At 71.7% G+C, this 15,095-nt stretch carries 15 protein-coding genes; 5 read left to right on the top strand and 10 right to left on the bottom strand.

Annotated features, from left to right (window positions below; genetic code table 11):
* Positions 1-2: 2 nt before the first annotated feature.
* From ACZ4TR_RS29475 to ACZ4TR_RS29455, 5 genes are all read right to left on the bottom strand, one after another.
* Entirely contained in the window at positions 3-1,022 is a 1,020-nt protein-coding gene (locus tag ACZ4TR_RS29475; RefSeq protein WP_465290332.1) for a hypothetical protein, read from the bottom strand.
* A complete protein-coding gene (locus ACZ4TR_RS29470) occupies positions 1,009-3,180 on the bottom strand; it encodes a xanthine dehydrogenase family protein molybdopterin-binding subunit (RefSeq protein ID WP_465290330.1) in 2,172 nt (723 codons plus the stop codon). The genes ACZ4TR_RS29475 and ACZ4TR_RS29470 overlap by 14 nt, the downstream gene beginning before the upstream one ends.
* Complete coding sequence (locus tag ACZ4TR_RS29465; protein WP_465290328.1) at positions 3,177-4,175, bottom strand: FAD binding domain-containing protein; 999 nt, start codon at positions 4,173-4,175, stop codon at positions 3,177-3,179. The genes ACZ4TR_RS29470 and ACZ4TR_RS29465 overlap by 4 nt, the downstream gene beginning before the upstream one ends.
* Positions 4,175-4,657: a (2Fe-2S)-binding protein gene (locus ACZ4TR_RS29460; RefSeq protein WP_465290326.1), complete on the bottom strand. Its 483-nt coding sequence runs from the start codon at positions 4,655-4,657 to the stop codon at positions 4,175-4,177. Before ACZ4TR_RS29460 ends, ACZ4TR_RS29465 begins: the two co-directional genes overlap by 1 nt.
* Positions 4,658-4,720: 63 nt before the next feature.
* Positions 4,721-5,602, bottom strand: coding sequence for a helix-turn-helix domain-containing protein (locus tag ACZ4TR_RS29455; protein WP_465290324.1), 882 nt, complete (start codon positions 5,600-5,602; stop codon positions 4,721-4,723).
* A gap of 93 nt (positions 5,603-5,695) precedes the next feature.
* Between ACZ4TR_RS29455 and ACZ4TR_RS29450 the strand changes: the two genes are divergently transcribed.
* Positions 5,696-6,169 carry a MarR family winged helix-turn-helix transcriptional regulator gene (locus tag ACZ4TR_RS29450; protein ID WP_465290322.1) on the top strand — a complete coding sequence of 158 codons (474 nt, stop codon included), beginning with the start codon at positions 5,696-5,698 and terminating at the stop codon, positions 6,167-6,169.
* Positions 6,170-6,685: 516 nt separating this feature from the next.
* Here the strand turns inward: ACZ4TR_RS29450 and ACZ4TR_RS29445 are convergent.
* Entirely contained in the window at positions 6,686-8,041 is a 1,356-nt protein-coding gene (locus ACZ4TR_RS29445) for an HNH endonuclease signature motif containing protein (protein WP_465290320.1), read from the bottom strand.
* A gap of 404 nt (positions 8,042-8,445) precedes the next feature.
* Here ACZ4TR_RS29445 and ACZ4TR_RS29440 point away from each other — a divergent pair, with 404 nt between their 5' ends.
* Both ACZ4TR_RS29440 and ACZ4TR_RS29435 read left to right on the top strand, forming a co-directional pair.
* Positions 8,446-9,330: a helix-turn-helix domain-containing protein gene (locus ACZ4TR_RS29440; protein WP_465290319.1), complete on the top strand. Its 885-nt coding sequence runs from the start codon at positions 8,446-8,448 to the stop codon at positions 9,328-9,330.
* On the top strand, positions 9,327-10,109 hold the full coding sequence (locus ACZ4TR_RS29435) for an SDR family NAD(P)-dependent oxidoreductase (RefSeq protein WP_465290318.1): 783 nt from the start codon (positions 9,327-9,329) through the stop codon (positions 10,107-10,109). Before ACZ4TR_RS29440 ends, ACZ4TR_RS29435 begins: the two co-directional genes overlap by 4 nt.
* Here ACZ4TR_RS29435 and ACZ4TR_RS29430 read toward each other — a convergent pair.
* The 3 genes from ACZ4TR_RS29430 to ACZ4TR_RS29420 form a co-directional block, all read right to left on the bottom strand.
* Entirely contained in the window at positions 10,097-10,495 is a 399-nt protein-coding gene (locus ACZ4TR_RS29430; RefSeq protein ID WP_364521452.1) for a hypothetical protein, read from the bottom strand. The genes ACZ4TR_RS29435 and ACZ4TR_RS29430 overlap by 13 nt on opposite strands.
* A gap of 69 nt (positions 10,496-10,564) precedes the next feature.
* On the bottom strand, positions 10,565-11,047 hold the full coding sequence (locus ACZ4TR_RS29425) for a universal stress protein (protein WP_465290317.1): 483 nt from the start codon (positions 11,045-11,047) through the stop codon (positions 10,565-10,567).
* An 11-nt stretch (positions 11,048-11,058) separates the two neighbouring features.
* Positions 11,059-12,630, bottom strand: coding sequence for an MDR family MFS transporter (locus ACZ4TR_RS29420; RefSeq protein WP_364521454.1), 1,572 nt, complete (start codon positions 12,628-12,630; stop codon positions 11,059-11,061).
* A gap of 87 nt (positions 12,631-12,717) precedes the next feature.
* Here ACZ4TR_RS29420 and ACZ4TR_RS29415 point away from each other — a divergent pair, with 87 nt between their 5' ends.
* Complete coding sequence (locus tag ACZ4TR_RS29415) at positions 12,718-13,299, top strand: TetR/AcrR family transcriptional regulator (protein ID WP_364521455.1); 582 nt, start codon at positions 12,718-12,720, stop codon at positions 13,297-13,299.
* A 142-nt stretch (positions 13,300-13,441) separates the two neighbouring features.
* Here the strand turns inward: ACZ4TR_RS29415 and ACZ4TR_RS29410 are convergent, their stop codons facing one another.
* A complete protein-coding gene (locus ACZ4TR_RS29410) occupies positions 13,442-14,038 on the bottom strand; it encodes a TetR/AcrR family transcriptional regulator (protein WP_465290315.1) in 597 nt (198 codons plus the stop codon).
* Between the two features lie 120 nt (positions 14,039-14,158).
* Between ACZ4TR_RS29410 and ACZ4TR_RS29405 the strand changes: the two genes are divergently transcribed.
* Positions 14,159-14,980: an SDR family NAD(P)-dependent oxidoreductase gene (locus ACZ4TR_RS29405; RefSeq protein ID WP_465290313.1), complete on the top strand. Its 822-nt coding sequence runs from the start codon at positions 14,159-14,161 to the stop codon at positions 14,978-14,980.
* Positions 14,981-15,095: the final 115 nt, after the last annotated feature.

Raw genomic sequence — 15,095 nt, 5'->3', positions numbered from 1 at the left:
CGTCACGCCGCTGACTCGGCGGGCCAGCGGCGCCAGACCGCCACGTGCAGGATCACCGCGAGGCTGAGCGCGTTCAACGTCGTGTGCGTCGCCCACCCCGCGGCCAGCTGCTCCGGCACCCCGGCCCACTGCGCGACCTGGGGCAGTGCGGCTGCCAGCGCCGCCGTCAGCAAGACCACCAGCACCAGGACGAGGCTGCGGCCCGGCAGCGGGGTCAACCGGATCGCCGGCCACGCCTCGAACAGCATCGCCACCACGAGCACCGACGCGATCGCCGCGCCCGCGACCACCGCGATCCACTCCGGCTCCCAGGCGAGCCGAACCACCGCGTAGGTGGCGGCTCCGCAGCCGAGGACCGCGCCGTGCGCCGTCGCCAAGCGGACCGCGTGCCGCCGGATCCGGGCGAACGGCCAGCCGCGCAACGCCACGTACCAGACCATCTGCCAGGCGCCGAGCACGGCGAACCAGGCACCGTAGTCCTCGCCCGGAACGAGGCCGGTCCGCACCAGGCCCAGGTAGACCGCCAGCCCCGCGACCCAGCACGCCGCCAAGGCCGCCACGCCCGGCCAGCGTGCGCCGCGGCCCCGCAGCGGCCGGCCTTCCCCGACCAGGGTGAGCTGCAGCATCAGCGTGAAGATGCCCGCCGCGAGCGGCACGGCCGCCGTCCCGGTGACGGCCCGACCCAGTAGCGTCAGCGCCGCTCCCCCGGCCACGACGAGCGCCGTGTCGGACAGGCCGGACCACCCGCCGCGCAGCAGGCTGCCCGGCCAGTCCTCCCACCAGAACGCGATCATCGCGACGATCGGCAACGCGAACGTCACCGGCGGCCCGAGCACCTCGAGCGTGCGCGCCGGGCCGCCCACGCCCGCCGCGAGCAGCGCGGTCACCGGCAGGACGAACGCCAGCCCGATCAGCGCCCGCCGCGGCTGGTTCCGCCGCGCGTCGGCCAGCGCCTCCGGGCTCAGCGCGTCCGGTGCGCAGACGGCCGGGCGATCGTCCTCGAGCTGCCTAGAGGACGTCATCGAGGCGGATCGGCAGCCGGTGGTGGCGCTTGCCGGTGGCGTGGTGGACGGCGTTGGCCACGGCCGCCGCGACCCCGACCATCGCGACCTCGCCGAGCCCCTTCACCCCGACCGGGTTGAACAGCAGGTCCGGCTCGTCCACGAACGCGACGTCGATGCGGTGGACGTCGGCGTTGACCATGATCGGGTACTCCTCGAGCGTGGCGTTGAGGAAGCCGCCGAACCGGTCGTCGGCCAGGCTCTCCTCGCGCAGCGCCCCGCCGATGCCCCACACCACGCCGCCGCGCACCTGGCTCGCCGCGGTCGCGGGGCTCGCCACCCGGCCGCAGTCGACGACGCTGACCACGCGCGGCACCCGGATCCGGCAGGTCGTCGGCTCTACGCGGACCTCGACGAAGTGGGCGACCCAGCTGAACGTGCTGAACTCCGGGAACACCGGGCCGGAGATGGCCAGGTGCCCCGCCTTCGCCTGGTCGAGCGCCTCGGGCGGCTGGCCCGGGCCGAGCGTGCTCACCTCGACCTCGACCGGGTGCCCGGCGCGCTGGACGGCCGCGGCCACGTCGACCTCGCCCGTGTCGGCGGCGTTGAGGTGCTTGCGCAGCTCCCGCAGCCCCGCGTGGACGGCCGGCAGGGCGCTCGCCGTCCCCCACGAACCCGCGGTGAGGTGCTGCGCCGCGAACCGGGTGTCGCCGACCCGCACTTCGACGTCGCTCGTCGGGATGCCGAGATCCCCGGACACGAGCAGCGCGATCGCCGACCGGATGCCCTGGCCCATTTCGTGGCCGTCGACACCGACCGTCACGCATCCGTCCGCACCGGCGGTGAGGTGCGCGACGGCGGGCACGATGCTGCCCGGGTAGTTGCCCGCGGCGACACCCCAGCCGACGAACGACCCGTCGTCGGCCCGCATCGAGCGGGGCTCCGGGTTGCGGCCCGCCCAGCCGAACTCCCCGGCACCGCGGCGGAGGCACTCGGCGAGGAACCGGGTGGAGAACGGCCGTCCGGTCACCGGGTCGGTCATCGTGTCGTTGGCCAGCCGCAGCGCGACCGGGTCCTGGCCGGTGGCGTAGGCCAGTTCGTCGACGGCCGACTCGAAGGCGAACGTCGCCGAGCTCTCGAACGGCGCCCGCATGTAGCCGGGGGTCTGCACGTCGGTCTGGACGAGACGGTGCCGGCCGCGGAACGCCGGGAAGCCGTAGAGCCGCGAAGTGATCTCGGTGTGCATCGCCGGGAACAGGTCGTGCCGGGACGTCTGCTGGTCGACCTCGTGCACGGCGGCGAAGATCTTGCCGGTCTCGTCCGCGCCGAGGCGCACGCGGTGGCGGGTGGCCGGGCGGAAGCTCCCGTTGTGGAACGTCTGGGTGCGGGCCAGCACGAGCTTGACCGGCCGCCCGAGGCGCCGCGCCACCAGGGCGAGGGGGCCGAGGTGCGGCTGCAGCGAGTTCTTCTGGCCGAAGCCGCCGCCGACGTACGGCGACCGCACCTCGATGTTCGCGGCGTCGATGCCCAGCTGCTGGGCGAGCCCGAACCGGACGGCGGCCGCGTTCTGTGTGCCCTCGTGCACGACGAGGGTTTCCCCGTGCCATTCGACGACCGCGCCGTTCAGCTCCATCGGCACGGCGTGCTGCGCCGCGTACTCGTAGGTGCTGTCGATCCGGACCGGGCTCGCGTCGACCGCCGCGTCGGCGTCGCCGACCTTGATGTCGGCGAGGAACGGCAGCGGGATCGCTTCTTCCTGGACCAGGGTGGTCGCGCCCTCGGCGTCGAGGTGGACGGCGAAGGGCTCGGTCTCGTACTCGGCGGTGACGAGCTCGGCCGCCTCGGTCGCGGCGACCAGGGTCTCCGCGACGATCAGGGCGATCGGCTGGCCGCGATAGGCGATGTGGTCGTCCAGCAGCGGCTGCAGGCTCTGGAAGGAGAACCCGCCGCCCATGATGAACCCCGCACCGCCCAGCTCTTCGGCGTCGAAGCGGGTGACGGCGAGCAGGACGCCGGGCACGGCCTCGGCCGCGGTGGTGTCCACGCGGGACACCCGGCCGCGGCCGATCCGGGCCAGGGCGAGCGTCGCGTGGGCGACGCCCTCGGGAACGCGGTCGGTCCCGTAGGCGGCCTGGCCGGTGACCTTTTCGTAGGCGTCCACACGGCGGGTGTCGGTCATCGGGTGGCCCTCTCCGCGGCGATGCGCACGGCGTCGGCGACGGTGCGGATGCCCAGCTCGACTCGGAATCCGTTGTAGGTGCCGGGACGCGCGCCGGCGAAGGCGACTTCCCCGGCGTGCCGGGCGGCCTCGGGCGTCAGCGGCGCTCCCCGCAGGGTCCGTTCGGCGTCATCGGCGCGCCACGGGCGGGTGGCGACGCCGCCGAGCGCGATCCGGCAGTCCCCGATCACGCCGTCCTCGACGGTCAGGGCGACCGCGGCCGAGGCGAGCGCGAAGGCGTAGGACTCGCGGTCGCGAATCTTCAGGTAGGTGGAGCCGCGGCCGGCGGGTGTCACGGGGACCCGGATGCGCAGGATGAGCTCGCCGGGGTCCAGGGTGTGCTCGCGCGTCGGGTCGTCGCCCGGCTCGACGTGCAGCTCCGCCAGGGGAACCGTGCGCTCGCCGCGGGGGCCGACGACGTCGACGACCGCGTCGAAGGCGAGCAGCGCGACGGCCCAGTCCCCGGGGTAGGTCGCGATGCACGCGTCGCCGGCGCCGAGCAGCGCGTGGGTGCGGTCGTGGCCTCCGAGCGCGGCGCAGCCACTGCCGGGTTCGCGCTTGTTGCACGGGAACTCCGGGCCGCCGCGGAAGTAGCCGCAGCGGGTGCGCTGCAGCAGGTTCCCGCCGACGCTGGCCATGTTCCGGAGTTGCTGCGACGCGGCCCGCCAGAGCGACTCGGACAGGGCGGGGTACGCGTCGCGGACGACCGGGTGGTCGGCGACGTCGGCCATCCGGGCACCGGCCCCGAAGACCAGCTCGTCGTCGCGGGTCTCGATGGTGCTGAGTTCGGGCAGCCGGTGCACGTCGACGACGGCGGGCGGGGTCTCGATGCCGAGCTTCATGAGGTCGTAGAGCGTGGTGCCGCCGGCGAGCACCTTGGTGCCGGGTGCGGCGTCGCGAAGGGCGTCGACGGCGTCGGCGAGGCTGTCGGGCGCGAGGTAGGCGAAGGGACGCATCAGCCTTCCTTTGCTTCGGCCGCTTGCCGGACGGCGGCGACGATGCCGACGTAGGCCCCGCAGCGGCAGAGGTTGCCGCTGAGGTACTCGCGGATCTGGTCGTCGTCTCCCGCGTGGCCTTCGGCGATGCACGCGAGGCCGGACATGATCTGGCCGGGCGTGCAGTAGCCGCACTGCAGGGCGTCGTGGTCGACGAAGGCCTGCTGCAGGGGGTGCAGCGTGCCGCCGGGGCCGGCGACGCCCTCGATGGTGGTGACGTCCTGCCCGGCGGCCTGCACGGCGGGCGTCAGGCAGGAGACCACGCGCCGCCCGCCGAGGTGCACGGTGCAGGCGCCGCAGTGGCCCTGGTCGCAGCCCTTCTTGGTGCCGGTCAGGCCGAGCCGTTCCCGCAGCACGTCGAGCAGTGACTCCCGGGGATCCAGCTCGAGCCGGACGGCCTCGCCGTTCACGGTCGCTTCGACGGTGGTTTCTGGAGTGGACACGCGGCGACGCTAGCCCCGCGCGGGGCCGGGGCGCTTTCCTGTGGTTGCTGCCGGGGACGTCGTTTATTGCTGGTGCCGCACCGTGGTCCGGTATCCGGAGGGCGAAAGTCCGATTTGGGCCCGGAACGCCGAAGCGAACCGGGACGGCGTCGTGAATCCGCACGTCTGCGCGATTTCCGTGACGGAAAGTTCGCCGCGCTCCAGGTGCCGGCAGGCCCGTTCGACCCGGACGCGGGTCAGGAACCGGTACGGCGTCTGGCCGGTCGCCGCCTTGAAGACGCGCAAGAAGTGGAACGGGCTCAGCTCCGCGGCGGCGGCCATGTCCGCCAGCGTCAGCGGGAGGTGGTGGTTTTCCCGGATGAACTGCACCGCCCGGCGCGTCCGCAGTTCGTCGCGCCCGAGCGCGCGGGGCGGCGGCGCCTCGGCGTGACGGGTCAGCAGGTGGACGGCGAGGAAGGTGGCGGCCGACTCGGCGTAGAGCTCGTCGGCACCGGCGAGGGCGGCGGCTTTGAGCGCTTCCACGACGGACGCGAGCACGGGGTCTTCGACGGCGAGCGCGTCCGGCCGGCCGAGCCGGGTGGCGTCCCGGCCCCAGAGGTCGAGGGCGGTGCGGTCGATCAGGCTGCCGGGAAGGTGCACATGCGTCGTCTGAAGCCGATCCGTTCCGCACCAGCGGATCCGTGTCGGATGCCCGGGCGCGGTCATGCCGATCGAGCCGGGCCGGTAGTCCGCCCGCCGCCAATGCGCGCCGTGCAACGACTCGATCGTCGTGGTCCCCTGGCTCACGACCACGATCGTCTGGTGGCTGACGGGCGGCAGATCGAGTTCGGCTTCCTCGGCGTTGTCCAGCATCCGCACGAGCACGGCGGACCAGCCGTTGTCGCGGCGGCTGCACAGCCGCACGCGGGCAGCGGCCCCGGGATCGAAGGTCAACGCCTCGGACACACGTCTCCACGGTGGGCTCCGGCCGAATACCGACGTGTCGACACTAACAGCCTGTTTCTTCGGGAGGTTCGAATTTGAACTAGGGTCGATGGCATGGGCGGCTTGAGCACCGAGGAGCAGCGAGCATGGACGGCCCTCCGGACGACGTACGCCCTGCTGCACCAGCGCATGGACCAGCAGCTCAAGCGCGACTCGGGCTTGTCCCACCTGCAGTACGAGATCTTGGCCAGGTTGGCGTCGGCCCCGGAGCGTGAGCTGCGGATGGCCGAGCTGTCGTGCGCGGTGGCCAGTTCCAAGAGCGGGCTGACTTACCAGATCGACCGGCTCTTGGAGGCGGGGTTGGTTTGTCGGCGGACGTGTCCGGGTGATGTGCGAGCGGTGTACGCGGTGTTGACCGACGAGGGCGCGGACCGGCTGGCGCGGGCGGAGCCGGGGTATGTCGGGTTGGTGCGGGAGTTGCTGGTGGGTGTGTTGACTCCGGAGCAGCTGCGGGCGGTGGCTGAGGGGCTTGGTGAGGTGAACCGTCGGATGCAGGATTCCGGGGACTTCGGTGAGTCGCTCGGGTGATTCGTAGTTACCGGGTTTCCGCGGCTTTGTGACGGCTGGCTCTGGGGCTCGCCGGGTGCGGGCGAATTTGCGCCTGCCGAAGGCGGATGGATCGTGGTGGCCGGTCATTGTGCTTGTGCCGGCTTCACGAGCATGGGTCTTGGCGCCGGTGGAGGCGGCGGCCGGGCCGGGCGCGGCTGTGGTGGCGCCTCCAGCAGCCTCTGTTCGGCGGCCATGACCGCAATGGGACGGCGGTGGCGGTGGCGGTGGCGGTGGCGGTGGCGGTGGCCACGGATGCGTCGCGACGGTCGCGACTGGGGCGGGGGCACCTCCTGCAGCAACGGTGAAGGCGAATTCCGTCATTGTCACGGTTACTTGGCTCGGTTCGCAGGTGCCGGTCGTGAACAGGTTGGGCACAGCCGTCCGGTTGGGCGGGATGCTGCGCGCTCTGTAAGGGAAGTCAATAGCCGTCGTGCTGTGACCTGGGCATGGGTGTGGGCCCGTAGCCGGTGGGCTGCGGGCCCTACCCCGTTTTGTTCATGCCGCGAATGGCAAGGGTTGGTGGAGGTTGTTGCGCCGGGGTTTTCGGCGTTTGTCCAGGAACGCCGGTGGCAGGAATTCGGGTAGGCCGTCGGCGGCGATGCGGACTTGCCAGCCGGAACGATGGAGGAGTCGGTGGTGGTGGGCACACAGTAGGACCAGGTTGCCGAGTTCGGTGGGGCCGCCGTCTGCCCAGTGTCGGATGTGGTGGCCTTGGCAGTGCCGAGGTGGACGATGGCACCCCGGAAATGCGCAGCCGCGGTCGCGCAGGTAGAGCGCGCGGCGGAGTGGGGTGGAGATCAGGCGGTGGCGGCGGCCGAGATCGAGAAGCTCGCTCTGGGTGCCAAGGATGGCGGGGATGAGTGTGCAGTCGCAGGCGTGGATGCGGGCTTCGGCGGCGGAGATGGTGCCGAGGTCGCCGAGGAGGGCCCTGCCAACGCCGGGCTTGGGTGTGGTGTCGAGGGCGGCCAGAGCGGCAGCGGGCGTGGTGGTGCCGGTGTTGCCGAAGGCGGCCGGAGCGGCAGCGGAGGTGGTTGCGGTGTCGTCGAACATGGTCTGGCTGATGATCGACTTCAGGTCTGCCAACGAGACCGCCACCATCACGTGGGCTCGTTCACCGGCTTGCATCGGCAGGTCTGGGGAGTTGAAGGCCAGGTCGATCGCGTCGGAGAAGGCGTCACCGTAGCGTTCCAGAGGTGAGCGTAAGTCCGGGCCCTCGTCGGTGCTGTGACGCTCGGCGAGAGCGTCGAACAGGGCGCTGGCTCGGGCGCCGGTCTCGTCGTCGAACCGGCCGTTCAGCTCCCAGAACCCGGTTCTCTTGCGGCGAAACGACAACTCGCGGCTGGGCGTGGCCGGTTCGGTCTCGTCCGGTTCGGCACCGTCGGGATCGAGGTGAGCCAGGATGCGGGTGCCCAACGCCGCGACTTGCTTGTGCCCGGCTTCGGAGGCGAACGTGAGCAGGTGCTGCTCGGCATCATCGCGGTGCTCGGGCGGAATTTGGGCCATCACCCCGACGATCGTGTCGATCATCGGGTTGCTCAACCGACCTTCCGAGGCGGCGGCGCCGGTGGCGGGAGCAACAGCGGGGATGGGCGTGCCGCCGAGGGTACGGCTCGGGGTGAGGGCACGGGCTCGCTTGACCACGGTTTCGGCGGCAGCCTTGGGAACGTCGGCGAGGTGTTCGAAAAGCCGCGCGACAGAACGGTATCCGAACAGCTCCATGACACCGCGGGACTCGATTTCCGCCAGCAGAGAACCGATCTCGGCCTCGGCAGACCGCACGACAGTGAGCAGTGCGGAGATGCGATCGGCCAAGGTCACCGCGTCTGCGTGCCACACCGTTTCCCTGTCCATATAAAAAGATTACCGAAGATCGAACGTATGTCATCACTCGATCAGGTGCGAACAAGTCCTCGGCAGGGACACCGTTGCGTGGGGAATCGGCGCTCTCGCACCGTGCGGCAAGCAAGGACAAGAAGCGCCGATTTCCCACGCCCCGGCGAAGCCGCATCTCTAAAAAGCGAGTCCTTCTTGCCATTTCAAGCAGAGCGCCACCGCGGCGGGCAAGGCGTCCAGCTCGCGCGGCAGCAGGTCGGCGCGACCGTCAACCCACCTCCTCAGCTGCCCCGCCAGTACACAGTGGACCGAAGCCCAGCGCACCAAAGGAACGCAGTAGCGACAGTTCCGAGTGCGGGCCCCAGCACTCCTGGGAGTGACAGGACCAGGCACGGACACCCGCCGCGACCTACAGTCGAAGCATGACCGATGAGCCGAACCTCCTGGGCGACCACCTGCGCGCCCGTCGTGAGCTGCTCACCCCCGCGCAGGCGGGCCTTCCCGTCACCGGCGTCCGGCGGGTTCCGGGGCTGCGGCGGGAAGAGGTCGCGATGCTGGCCGGCATCAGTGCCGACTACTACCTTCGCCTGGAACAGGGTCGCGACCGGAACCCGTCGAGGTCGGTCCTCGAGTCGCTGGCGCGTGTCCTACAGCTGGACGACGACACCACCGCGTACCTCATCGGCCTCGCCGAGGCGACGGCGAAGCCACGCCGCTCGCGGCGGCGGGCGCGGAAGGAGACCGTTCCGGCGAGCACGGTCAAGTTCCTGGCGGCGCTGTCGCTCCCCGCGTTCGTCGAGGGCCGCTACCTCGACGTGCTGGCGGCCAACCCGCTCGCCGCCGCGATCTCGCCCCGGCTCGTCGCGGGGGCCAACCGGCTGCGCGACGTCTTTCTCGACCCGGCCGAGCGCGAGCTCTTCGCCGACTGGGAACTCGCCACGCGCGCGCTGGTCGCCGGCTTCCGGCAGGCCGTCGGCACCGAGACCGACGACCCTCGGTTCATCGAGCTGGTCGGTGAGCTTTCGCTGGCCAGTCCCCGGTTCCGGGAGCTGTGGGCCCGCCACGACGTCGCGAACCGGCGAGGCGCGACCGTGCGGTTCGACCACCCGGTGGTCGGCGAACTGGTGCTGAACCGGGAGAAGCTCCTCATCAGTGAGGCGCCGGGGCTCGTGCTCGCCGTCTACCACCCCGACCCCGGCACGGACGCCGCGGACAAGCTCGCCCTCCTGGGCTCCGCGGCCCTGCCTCCGGCCACCGCCCATACGACCACTGCCCGTACGACCACCGAACAGGACAACCACGCATGAGCAAGCTCGCCCTCGTCACCGGCGCCACCTCCGGCATCGGGCAGGCGTTCGCCGAACGCCTCGCCGCCGACGGCCACGACCTGGTGATCGTCGGCCGGCGGCAGGAGCGCCTCGACGAGTTCGCCGCCGCCCACACCCACGTGAAGGTCCGCGCCGTCGCGGCCGACCTCTCCACCGACGAAGGCATCGACGCCGTCGCGGAGATCGCCGCCACCGAGCCGCTCGACCTGCTGGTGAACAACGCCGGTGTCGCGCACTACATGCCGCTGGCCGACCTGCCCGCCGCCAAGGCCCGGGAACTGGTCAAGGTCAAGGTGCTGGCCCCGACGATGCTCGCCCGCGCGGCCGTCGCGCGCATGCGGGAACGCGGCACCGGCACCATCGTCAACGTGGCCGGCATGATCGCGTTCAGCGGACCGGCACCGCACGCACAGATGCCCCGCCGCGCGGTCTACGCGGGCTCCCTCGCCCACCTGGTCACGCTTTCCCAGACCCTGAGCGCCGAACTCGAAGGAACCGGTGTCCGGGTCCAGGTCGTGTGCCCGGGCGTGGTCGCGACGGAGTTCCACGAGCGCCAGGGCATGGACCTGAGCGCGATCCCCCGGATGAGCGCGGCCGACGTCGTCTCCGCGTCGTTGCGCGGCCTGGAACTCGGCGAGGTCGTCTGCGCCCCCGGCGTCGAGGACACCGGCCTCCTCGACGCCGTGTTCCAGGCCGAACTGGCCGCTTTCGGGGGCCAGGGCACGGAGCTCGCCGGCCGGTACCGTCAGATTTCGTAGGTGACCAGCGCGAGCCCGACGTTGAGGCTCTTGACCCGGATCTCCAGGAGCGACAACGTGTTCGCGGGCCAGCTCACCCGCCCCGTGGCGCCCTTGCCGCAGCCCAGGGACTGCCAGGGGCGTTCCTCGCGCACGCTGCCCATCCGGCCGTCCACGCAGGCGCGCTGCTGCGTGCCCGGCTCCACGAACCAGGTGACCTCGAGGTACCCGCGCCACTGCGGTGGGCTGGTGAAGCTGCACGGCTTGGACACCGCGCCCCACTTCGCGGGGAAGCCCACCGCGTTGCCACGGCAGAAGACGTCCGCGCGGGTGGACGCGGCCGCCGGGACCGACGACGACACGAGCGCGAGCAAGGCGACGACCAGGACTGCCCAAGATCGTTTCATGGTTCGAGGCTAGCGCCGGGGCGCGTCTTTCCCTGTCACTCGAACGGTTCTTTCTCCGGCCCCGACGGGTCAGGGCACCACCAGCACCGGCCAGTGGCCCGTCCTGATGAGCTTCGTCGCCACCGAGCCCGCGAACCGGTGGCCCGCCTGCTGGGACGCGCCGACCACCACCGTGTCGGCCTGGCAGCGGTCGGCCGTGTCGCGCAGTGCCGTGTACGGGTCGCCGTACGTCTTGACCAGCATCACCGGCACCCGCAGTTCCTCGGCCGCGTCGCGCATCTGGTCGCGCAGCTCCGCGAACAGGTGCGTCGCCGTGTCGTGTTCCAGCACCGTGGCCACCGCCGGGCGCAGCGGGGCCAGCGGTGGCGGGCACGCCACGAAGACGACGATGAGCCGGCTGCCCTCGCGGCGAGCCATGCCGAACGCGAACGCCGCCGCCCGCATGGCCGTGTCCGTGCCGTCGACCCCGGCCAAGATGGCCCGCGGCGCCGGGACATCGCGGCGCGGGCCGAACCGCTCCACAGTGGACTCGAAGGCCCCGGGTCCGCCCATCGCCGGCTCTCCTACCCCACCACCGCGTCGGACGCCGCCGGCTCGTCCGCCTTCTGCGGCACGTCGATGGTGGTGCGCAAGGTGATCGGCTTGAGCAGCAGCGCCGCGATCACCCCGACCACGGCCACCGCCGCGGAGATCAGGAAGATGTGCGCGGTCGCGTCGCCGTAGACGGTGTGCACGACCGCCTGCACCTCGGGCGGCAGCGCCTTGAGGTTCAGCGCGCTGACCCCGCCCGTCGACGCCTGCCCCGCCGGCACGTGCAGCGCCGCGGCCAGGTCGGCGGAGACGCGGTTCGCCAGGACCGCCCCGAGCACCGAGACGCCGATGGTGCCGCCGAGCGAACGGAAGAACGTCACCGACGCGCTCGCCGAGCCGAGGTCCCGCAGGGGCACGTCGTTCTGGACCGCGAGCACGAGGTTCTGCATCGTCATGCCGACCCCGATGCCGACGACGGCCATCGCGACGCCGACGATCCACAGCGGCGTGGCGTGGTCGACCATGCCCAGCCCGAGGAAGCCGAGCACCAGGATCACCGCGCCGGAAACGATGTACGGCTTGATCTTGCCGGTGCGGCTGATCAGTCGCCCGGACACCGTCGAGGACACGAGCACGCCCGCCATCATCGGCATCGTCAGCAGGCCGGCTTCGGTGGGCGTGTACCCGCGGCCGATCTGGAAGTACTGGCCGAGGAACACCGCGCCGCCGAACATCGCCATGCCCACCGCGAGGCTCGCGATGATCGCCAGCGCGGGCGTCCGCTGGACGACGATCTGCAGCGGCACCACGGGTTCGCGGACCTTCTTCTCGACCACCACGGCGACCGCGAGCAGCACGAGCCCGGCCGCCACCATGACGGCGGTCTGCCACGACAGCCAGTCGAAGGTGTTGCCGACGAACGAAACCCAGATCAGCAGGACGCTCACGCCGGCGGCGATCAGGCCGGCACCGAGGTAGTCGACGCGGACGTTCTCCCGGCGCACGGTCTCCAGCTTCAGCGTGCGCTGCAGCACGACGAACGCGAGCACCGCGATCGGCACGCCGACGAAGAAGCACCAGCGCCAGCCCAGCCACGGCACGTCCACGATCAGGCCGCCCAGCAGCGGGCCGCCGACGGTCGCGACCGCCATGACGGCGCCGAGGTAGCCGTTGTACCGGCCGCGTTCCCGCGGCGGGATGATCGCCGCGATCACGACCTGGACCAGCGCCTGCAGGCCGCCGACGCCGATGCCCTGGAACGCCCGCGCGGCGATCAGCTGCCCGGTGTCCTGGCTGAAGCCGCTGATCATGGAGCCGGCGACGAAGATCACGATCGCGACCTGGACGAGCGTCTTCTTGTTGAACAGGTCGGCGAGCTTGCCCCAGATCGGGGTGGTGGCCGTGGCGGCCAGCAGCGTGGCCGTGACGACCCAGGTGTACTGCGTCTGGGTGCCGTTCAGCGAGCCGATGATCAGCGGCAGCGACGTCGAGACGACGGTCGAGCTGATCATGGCCACGAACAGCGCGAGCAGCAGCCCGGACAGGGACTCGAGCACCTCGCGGTGCCGCATCGACCCGGACGAGCCGGTTCTTTCGGACTTCATGGCATCCTTTCGCACGTTCCGGACCATCATTGCTCACTGAGCAAACTTGCACAATGGGCAAGTTGTCCCGGCGGCTACGCTGAGCGCATGGACGCCCTCGACACGCTGCGCACCCGCAAGAAGGCGGCGACGCGGCAGTCGTTGCACGAGGCCGCGCTGCACCTGGCGGTCGAGCGCGGGCTGGACGGGGTGACGGTCGAGGACATCGCCGACGCGGTGGGCGTCTCCCGCCGAACGTTCTCCAACTACTTCACGAACAAGGAAGACGCGATCCTGCACGCCGACCGCGAGCGGACCCGCGTGCTCGTGTCCCTGGTCGAAAACCGGCCGGCCGACGAGGAGCCGTGGCAGGCGCTGCGCACGGCGAGCCGCGAGCTGTACCACGGACGGGCGGTCCCCGACCGCGAATGGGTGGCGCAGCTGCGCCTGCTGCGGCGGCACCCGACGCTGCTCGCCCAGCAGGCCGGCGACCAGATCACCCTGGAGCGCGACCTGGCCGCGGTGCTGGTCGCCCGGGGCCACGGCCTCGAGGAAGCCCTGGCCCGCCTCATGACGGCGACGTTCCTGGCGGCGGCGCGGACGGCGAGCGTGCTGTGGCTGGAAGACTCGGCGGAACGCTCACTGCCCGACCTCGTCGACGAGCTGCTGGGCCGGGTCGGCTTCCACTGAGGACGAAGACACTTCGGCGCCGCCGCGGCTCGAGCGCCGCGCCGCGGGGATAGAGCCGGCAACCCAGGAGCCCGCACGGGCATCCCCCGTCCACGAGCGGAACGCTCCCGGCGCGGCGCAAACCGGCGCGAGCGCCGCCGAGCTACGGGCGGAAGGCCTTCAGCGCCGCCGCCACCAAAGCGTCCGCGTAGCTCTCGGTCAGCGGGCCGGTGCGCAGCAGCCACCGTTGGTACAGCGGCGCGTAGAGCACTTCGAGCATCAGGTCCAGGTCGGCGTCGGGGGCCAGCTGGCCCGCCCGCTGAGCGCTGCGCAACCGGTCCTTCTTCGCTTCGTCGACCGGGGCGGCCAACCGCTCGCGGTAGAGCGCGGCCAGTTCCGGGTCGTTCGCGATCTCCGTGTTGAGCGCGCGGATCGGCGCCTCGAACGCCGGGTCGGCGAACTCGGCGACCGTCGCGCGCATGATCAGGCGCAGGTCGGCTTCCAGCTCACCGGTGTCGGGCAGTGCGGCGACCTCGCCCGACGGGTCGGCGCTCAGTTCCAGGACCGAGTCGAACACGACTGCGCCCTTGGCCGGCCACCACCGGTAGATCGTCTGCTTGCCGACGCCGGCGCGGGCGGCGATGGCGTCGATCGACACCTTCGCGTAGCCGAGCTCGACGATCAGCTCGCGGGTCGCCGCGAGGATCGCCCGGCGGGACCGCTCGCTGCGTCGGGCGGCGTCGGGCTTCTTGGTGACCATGGCGACAGCCTAGCGCGCCGCGAGACGAACCGTTTCGTCTTGACACGCGATCGGGAGAAGTTCACACTCGTGCTCGCAAGACGAGACGGTTCGTCTTGCAAACCGCAAGGGGGTTGCGCCATGTCGGCTGCCGAGGGTCAGGTCTGGTTCGTCACCGGGGCTTCGCGCGGTCTGGGCCGGGCGATCGCCGAAGCCGCGCTGGCGGCCGGGCACCGCGTGGTCGCGGCGTCCCGGACGGCCGGCGCGCTCGACGCGCTCGCCGACGCCTACCCGGGCCGGCTCGTCCACCTCCCGCTGGACGTGACGGACCGGAGCGCCGTGTTCGAGGCGGTGGAGCGCGCGGCCGCCGTCTTCGACGGCTTGGACGTCGTCGTCAACAACGCCGGCGTGATGCTCTACGGAATGGTCGAAGAGGCCACCGAAGACCAGATTCGCGCGCACTTCGACGTCAACTTCTTCGGCGCGGTGTGGGTCGCCCAAGCGGTGCTGCCACACCTGAAGGGCGGCGGCCGGCTGCTGCAGGTCACGTCCATGGGCAGCGGCGGCGGGATGGCGTCCGTCGGCTTCTACGGGGCCGGCAAGGCGGCGCTCGACGCGCTGACCGACGCACTGGCGATGGAGGTGGAGCAGTTCGGCGTGCACGTGACGAACCTGCAGATGGGCGGCTACGCCACCGGCCTCTTCACCACCGGCACGACGACGACCACTCCGAACCCCGCCTACCGGGAGCTGCGCAAGGAGCTGGCGGAGATGTGGGGTGACGACGCCGGTCCCGCCCCCGAGACGGCGGCACCGGTCGTGCTGCGGGTGGCCGCCTTGGACGACCCGCCACGCCGGCTCGTCGTCGGCGGCGCGTCGTTCGACATGGTGCAGGAGCTCGCGCGGATGCGAGCCGAGCAGTACGCGCGGTGGCAAGACCTCAGCCGCCAGGCACCCGGCTGAGGCGGCCCCGGGGGGGGGGGGGGGGGGGGGGGGGGGGGGGGGGGAGGGGGGGGGGGGGGGGGGGGGGGTGGGGGGGGGGGGGTTATTCTTTCCCTTCTGCTCTTTCCTTTCTCTC

This window comes from Amycolatopsis sp. NPDC028719, assembly GCF_055565395.1.
Note: the sequence above shows the minus strand (reverse complement) of the source record. Positions and strands in the feature narration are given on the sequence as shown.

Coding starts and splice junctions, on each gene's coding strand:
- ACZ4TR_RS29425 (WP_465290317.1), bottom strand. CDS start 11,047: ATGGGCGGACCCGGGGCCTTCGAGTCCACTGTGGAGCGGTTCGGCCCG.
- ACZ4TR_RS29430 (WP_364521452.1), bottom strand. CDS start 10,495: ATGAAACGATCTTGGGCAGTCCTGGTCGTCGCCTTGCTCGCGCTCGTG.
- ACZ4TR_RS29435 (WP_465290318.1), top strand. CDS start 9,327: ATGAGCAAGCTCGCCCTCGTCACCGGCGCCACCTCCGGCATCGGGCAG.
- ACZ4TR_RS29440 (WP_465290319.1), top strand. CDS start 8,446: ATGACCGATGAGCCGAACCTCCTGGGCGACCACCTGCGCGCCCGTCGT.
- ACZ4TR_RS29415 (WP_364521455.1), top strand. CDS start 12,718: ATGGACGCCCTCGACACGCTGCGCACCCGCAAGAAGGCGGCGACGCGG.
- ACZ4TR_RS29475 (WP_465290332.1), bottom strand. CDS start 1,022: ATGACGTCCTCTAGGCAGCTCGAGGACGATCGCCCGGCCGTCTGCGCA.
- ACZ4TR_RS29420 (WP_364521454.1), bottom strand. CDS start 12,630: ATGAAGTCCGAAAGAACCGGCTCGTCCGGGTCGATGCGGCACCGCGAG.
- ACZ4TR_RS29445 (WP_465290320.1), bottom strand. CDS start 8,041: ATGGACAGGGAAACGGTGTGGCACGCAGACGCGGTGACCTTGGCCGAT.
- ACZ4TR_RS29405 (WP_465290313.1), top strand. CDS start 14,159: ATGTCGGCTGCCGAGGGTCAGGTCTGGTTCGTCACCGGGGCTTCGCGC.
- ACZ4TR_RS29465 (WP_465290328.1), bottom strand. CDS start 4,175: ATGCGTCCCTTCGCCTACCTCGCGCCCGACAGCCTCGCCGACGCCGTC.
- ACZ4TR_RS29450 (WP_465290322.1), top strand. CDS start 5,696: ATGGGCGGCTTGAGCACCGAGGAGCAGCGAGCATGGACGGCCCTCCGG.
- ACZ4TR_RS29470 (WP_465290330.1), bottom strand. CDS start 3,180: ATGACCGACACCCGCCGTGTGGACGCCTACGAAAAGGTCACCGGCCAG.
- ACZ4TR_RS29410 (WP_465290315.1), bottom strand. CDS start 14,038: ATGGTCACCAAGAAGCCCGACGCCGCCCGACGCAGCGAGCGGTCCCGC.